Genomic DNA, 6,000 nt, shown 5'->3' with positions numbered 1-6,000 from the left:
CCGGCGACGCAGGCGGCGGCGATCTCGCCCTGGGAGTGACCCACCACCGCCTGCGGAACGATGCCGACCGATTCCCAGAGGCGGGCGAGGGCCACCATCACGGTGAACATCACCGGCTGGACCACATCCACGCGCTCCCACGCGCCCTCGGGCCCGTTACCGGTCAGGACATCGCGCACGGACCAGCCGGCCAGCTCCTCGACGACCGCCGAGCACTCATCGACCACGGATGCGAACACGGCGGAGCATTCCAGCAGCTCGGCACCCATCCCGGCCCACTGCCAGCCCTGCCCCGGAAACACCAACACCGCACGCACCACACCCGACACCACACCGGACGCACCGGTGGCGGTCACCTCGCCCGACTCCACGAAGCTTTCGAGTGCGGCGAGCAGTTGCTCGCGGTTCTCGCCGGTCACCACCAAGCGGTGGCTCAACTCCTCGCGCCGGGCCAGTGCCCGGGCGACGGAGGCCGGGTCTGCGGCGTCACCCTGTTCGGTGACGAACTCGTGCAGTCGGGCGGCCTGGGACCGCAGGCCGGCGGCACTGCCGCCAGACAGCACCCAGGGCACCGCCGCGCCCGAGACCACCGGAGCCCCCTCGACGGCGGACGGCTCGTCCGCCGGCTCCTCGACCGGAGCTTCCTCCACGATCACATGCGCGTTGGTACCGCTCGCGCCGAACGACGAGATCCCCGCACGACGGACGTCCTCACCACGCGGCCAGACCACCGGCTCCGTCAACAGCGAAACGGCGCCCGCGTCCCAGTCCACGAACGGCGACGGCTCACCCACGTGCAGCGTTCGCGGCAACTCCTCCTGCCGCAGGGCCATCAGCATCTTGATGACACCACCGATACCGGCGGCGGCAACCGAATGCCCGATGTTCGACTTCAGCGAACCCAGCCACACCGGACGCTCCGACGAACGCTCCTGCCCGTACGTGGCAAGCAGCGCCTGCGCCTCGATCGGGTCACCCAGCTTCGTCCCCGTACCGTGCGCCTCCACCGCATCCACATCACCCGCGGACAGCCCCGCATTCGCCAGCGCCGCACGAATCACCCGCTGCTGCGACGGACCATTCGGAGCCGTCAACCCACTCCTCGCACCATCCTGATTCACCGCCGAACCACGCACCACACCCAACACCCGATGCCCCAACCGCCGAGCATCAGACAACCGCTCCAACACCACCAAACCCACACCCTCAGCCCACGCCGTCCCATCGGCATCGGCGGAGAAGGGCCTGCAACGCCCCTCCGGGGAGAGCGCACGCTGACGCGAGAACTCCGTGAACCCGCCCGCGCCGGCCAGCACCGTCACACCACCGGCCAGGGCCAGGCCGCACTCGCCCTGCCGCAGCGCCTGCACCGCCAGGTGCAGCGCGACCAGCGACGACGAACACGCGGTATCAACCGTCACCGCAGGACCCTCGAAGCCGAACGAATACGACACCCGCCCCGACAGCACACTCGACGTATTACCGGTGAAGGCGTATCCCTCCAACTGCTCGGGGACTCCGTCCATGTCGCACACGTAGGAGGAGGCCCCGGCCCCGATGAAGACACCGGTCTCGCTGCCCTTGAGAGCAGAGGGGCTCAGGCCCGCGCGCTCCAGGGCTCCCCAGGAAGCCTCCAGCAGCAGACGCTGCTGCGGGTCCATCGCCAACGCCTCACGCGGCGAGATCCCGAAGAACTCCGCATCGAACCCCGCGACATCATCCAGGAACCCACCACGACGGGTGTACGACTTCCCCGCCCGCTCGGGATCCGGGTCGTACAGGTCCTCCGGCCACCCACGATCCGTGGGGAAGTCCGAGGTCGCGTCGATCCCGTTCGCCACCAGGTCCCACAGCTCCTCCGGCGACGACACACCCCCCGGATACCGGCACGCCATACCCACCACGGCGATCGGCTCGTCGGCCGTCACCGTGTTGCGTTGCGCCGGTGCATTGTCCGTATCCGAAGCGGAGCCCAGGAGTTCGTCTTCCACGTGCCGGGCCAGGACGGCCGGCGTCGGATAGTCGAAGACCAGGGTGGTCGGCAGCTGCAACCCGGTGGCGTTGGTGAGCCTGTTCCGCAGTTCGACCGCCGTCAGGGAGTCGATGCCGGCGTCCATGAGGCCCTGGTTCTCGTCCACCCGGGCGGCGGAGTCATGGCCGAGCACCGCGGCGATGTGCCCACGGACCAGCTCCAGCACGACCCTGGAGCGCTCTGCCGTGGGCAGGGCTATCAACTCGCGCGCCAGCGAGAGGGTCGCGCCCCCCTGTGCGGCGGCCGCGCGCCTGACGGGTGTGCGCACCAGCCCGCGCCACACCGGGGAGAGCACACCGGCCATGGCGCGCTCGCGCAGGGCGGAGGTGTCGATGCGGGTGCCGACGGTCATCGGCCGGTTGAGCGCCAGGCCGGCGTCGAAGAGGGCGAGCCCTTCCTCGACGGTCAGCGGAACGGCACCCTCACGGGACAGCCGGGCCAGCTCGCCGTCGCCCGGCCGGCCGGCCGCGGGACCGGACTCCCACGTGCCCCATGCCATGGAGAGCGCGGGCAGCCCCTGGCTGTTGCGTGCGTGTGCGAGCGCGTCGACGAACGTGCTCGCGGAGGCGAGTCCCGCGTAGCCCGCGCCACCGATGGTTCCCGCCGCCGACGAGAAGAGGATGAACGCCGACAGGTCCAGGTCCCGGGTCAGCTCGTCGAGGTGGACCGCTCCCGCGGTACGGGCGGCCATGAGGTGTCGGAGCTGCGTCGCGTTCAACGACTGGAGCACGCCGCTGTCCAGCGCCCCCGCCAGGTGGACGACCGCCGTCAGCGGATGCGCGTCGGAGATGCAGCCGAGCAGCCCGGCCAGCGCCGACCGGTCGGTGACGTCACACGCGGCGATCGTCACCTCCGCGCCGAGCGCGGTGAGTTCGTCACGCAGCTCCTCGGCGTCCGGGTGGTCGAGCCCCTGGCGGCTGGTGAGCAGCAGATGGCGGACCTGGTGCTGCTCGACGAGGTGACGGGCGAGCACGCGGCCCTGCGGGGACGTGCCGCCGGTGAGCAGGACCGTGCCCGTCGGGTTGAACTCCGGCATCGCGTCGCTGTCCGGCGTCGCCTCGACGGTCACCAGGCGGGGTGCCAGGAAGCTGCTTTCGCGGTGGGCGAGTTGGGGTTCGGTGGTGGTGGCGGCCCGGGAGAGCAGGGGCTGCCAGTTGATGGCGGCGGGCTCGGTGGCCGGGTCGCAGTCCAGCAGGACGAAACGGTCCGGGTGCTCGCTCTGCGCCGTGCGGATCAGACCCCACACCGTTGAGGCGGCCAGATCCGTCACATCCGCGCTTCCGGCGCCCTGGCCGGCCGCGACGGCACCACGGGTGACGACGACCAGGCGGCTGGACTCCAGCGACGGCTCCGCAAGCCACGCCTGCACCACACCCAGCACACGGGCCGCCACCTCGAACGCAGCCCCCGCGCCCTCACCCTGGCCCACAGCGCACACGACGCCCAGTTCCGGTGCCGTGCCCTCGGCGACCAGGGCCGCCACGTCCTCGACCACGGTCACGTCCGGCAGCTCGGCGGCCACACCCAGCTCGTCGGCGCCGACCACAACCGACGGGGGCAGGGAGGCGTCCCCGGTCTCAGGTGCAGGGACCCAGTCGAGCCCGAACAGACCCTCCAGTCCCCGCGCCACCGGCGCCAACANCACCCCCAGCAAACCCCACACCAAACTGCTGAGCATGCAACACCGCATCCAACAACGCCGGATGCAACCCAAACCGCCCAGCATCCTCCACCACACCATCCGGCAACACCGCCTCCACAAACAACTCACCCTCACCACCACGCCACACACCCCTCAACCCACGAAACCCCGGACCATACCCATAACCACGACCCGACAACACCTCATACGCACCCTCAACCACCACCGGCACAGCACCCACCGGCGGCCACACACCCAACCCCACCACATCAACATCGGCAGCAGGCACACCGCTCTCCGAAGAGACCACGGTCGCCTGCGCATGGCGAGTCCAGACGGAGACGGACTGAGAACGCGAGTACACCCCGACGACACGGCGCCCGTCGGCGTCCGGGGCCTCCACCACGACCTGCAGCTCGACCGAGCCATGAGCAGGGACGGCCAGAGGCGTCTGAACGGTCAGCTCCTCCAGCACATCGCAATCCACCTCGTCGCCGGCCCGCATCACCATGTCGACGAAGGCCGGGCCGGGCAGCAAGGCGGTCCCGTCGACAACGTGATCCGCCAGCCAAGGATGGGTGGCCGGGGACAGCCGTCCGGTGAGGATGTGCTGGTTGTCGGTGGCGGTGTCGATGGCGGTGGTGAGGAGGCCGTGGTCGAGGGGGGTGAGGCCGGTGTGGGTGAGGTCGGTGGTGGTGCGGGTGCGGTCGAGCCAGTAGCGCGTGTGGTCGAACGCGTAGGTCGGCAGCTCCGGCGACGACGTCGAAGCAGGGAGGAGAGCGGACCACGTGAGGGTCTGGCCGGTGGTCCACACCCGGGCCAGAGCCGTCAGCAAAGTGGCGGGCTCGGGGCGGTTGGTGCGGGTGAGGGGGACGAGGGTGGTGGTGGCCTGGTGTTCTTCGGGCAGGCACTGGGCGGTCATCGCGGTCAGGACGCCGCGCGGGCCGACCTCGGTGAAGCCGCGCACACCCTGCGCGCTGAGCGTGCGGACGGCGTCGAGGAACAGGACCGGGCGGCGTACCTGCTGCACCCAGTAGTCGGGGGTGAGCAGTTCGTCGCCGGCGATGCGGCCGGTCAGGTTGGAGACAACCGGCAGGGTGGNTGTTCTTCGGGCAGGCACTGGGCGGTCATCGCGGTCAGGACGCCGCGCGGGCCGACCTCGGTGAAGCCGCGCACACCCTGCGCGCTGAGCGTGCGGACGGCGTCGAGGAACAGGACCGGGCGGCGTACCTGCTGCACCCAGTAGTCGGGGGTGAGCAGTTCGTCGCCGGCGATGCGGCCGGTCAGGTTGGAGACAACCGGCAGGGTGGGGGCATGGTAGGTCAGGGAGGCGGCGACGCGGCCGAACTCCTCCAGCATCGGCTCCATCCGCGCGGAATGAAACGCGTGGGAAACCGTCAACGGCTGCGTCTTGACACCCTGCTCGCCCCAGGCGGCGGCCAACGTGCTCAGAACGTCGAGGTCGCCGGAGACCACCGTTGCGGCCGGCCCGTTGACCGCCGCAATCTCCACACCCTCATACCCGGCGATCGTTTCGGTGACGTGTTCGGCGGGTGCCTGGACGGAGAGCATGCCGCCGCCGGCGGGCAGGGCCTGCATGAGACGGCCGCGTGCGGCCACCAGCCGGCAGGCGTCCTCCAGGCTCCACACCCCCGCCACATACGCGGCGGCCAGCTCACCGATCGAATGCCCCAGCAGGAAGTCCGCACGTAGACCACACGCCTGCACCAGCCGGAACAACGCCACCTCGAACGCGAACAGCGCCGTCTGCGTATAGGCGGTCTGGTCCAGCAGGGCGGCCGGCTCACTGCCGGGCTCGGCGAACATCACCTCCCGCACCCCGGGCCCCTCCATCACCCGGTCCAGACCCCCACACACCTCATCCAACGCCGCCGCGAACACCGGCGACACCCCATACAACTCCCGCCCCATACCCGCACGCTGCGCACCCTGACCGGAAAACAGGAACGCGGACTTNCCTCCCGCACCCCGGGCCCCTCCATCACCCGGTCCAGACCCCCACACACCTCATCCAACGCCGCCGCGAACACCGGCGACACCCCATACAACTCCCGCCCCATACCCGCACGCTGCGCACCCTGACCGGAAAACAGGAACGCGGACTTACCCCCCTCAACAGCAACCCCCGACACACCACCGCCGGAGACCTCACCCGTCCGCGCAAAACCGTCAAGCTCCGCGAGCAGTTCCTCGCGGCTCTCCCCCGTCACCACCAGCCGGTGACGCAACGGCGTACGCCGCGTCAACGCCCGCCCGACAGAGGCAAGTTCCAGCGTGGCGCCCTGCTCGGTGACAAACTCCCGCA

General features: G+C 70.4%; 4 protein-coding genes. All 4 read right to left on the bottom strand.

Translation table 11 applies throughout. The features are described 5' to 3' along the window. The coding region (locus HN013_RS34040) for a type I polyketide synthase (RefSeq protein ID WP_212765016.1) at positions 1 to 3,662 on the bottom strand (3,662 nt) is incomplete at its 3' end. Further along, on the bottom strand, positions 3,610 to 4,794 hold the full coding sequence (locus HN013_RS33500; RefSeq protein WP_171172016.1) for a polyketide synthase dehydratase domain-containing protein: 1,185 nt from the start codon (positions 4,792 to 4,794) through the stop codon (positions 3,610 to 3,612). The genes HN013_RS34040 and HN013_RS33500, both read right to left, overlap by 53 nt. Next, positions 4,749 to 5,606 (bottom strand): acyltransferase domain-containing protein, encoded by an 858-nt coding sequence (locus HN013_RS30580; protein ID WP_171172014.1) that lies wholly within the window; start codon positions 5,604 to 5,606, stop codon positions 4,749 to 4,751. Before HN013_RS30580 ends, HN013_RS33500 begins: the two co-directional genes overlap by 46 nt. After that, complete coding sequence (locus HN013_RS34280) at positions 5,528 to 5,755, bottom strand: hypothetical protein (RefSeq protein ID WP_398981056.1); 228 nt, start codon at positions 5,753 to 5,755, stop codon at positions 5,528 to 5,530. The genes HN013_RS30580 and HN013_RS34280 overlap by 79 nt, the downstream gene beginning before the upstream one ends. Between the last annotated feature and the right edge of the window lie 245 nt (positions 5,756 to 6,000).

It is taken from the genome of Streptomyces sp. I05A-00742 (assembly GCF_013055795.1).
Taxonomy (GTDB): domain Bacteria; phylum Actinomycetota; class Actinomycetes; order Streptomycetales; family Streptomycetaceae; genus Streptomyces.
This window is presented reverse-complemented; position numbering and strand designations above follow the sequence as displayed.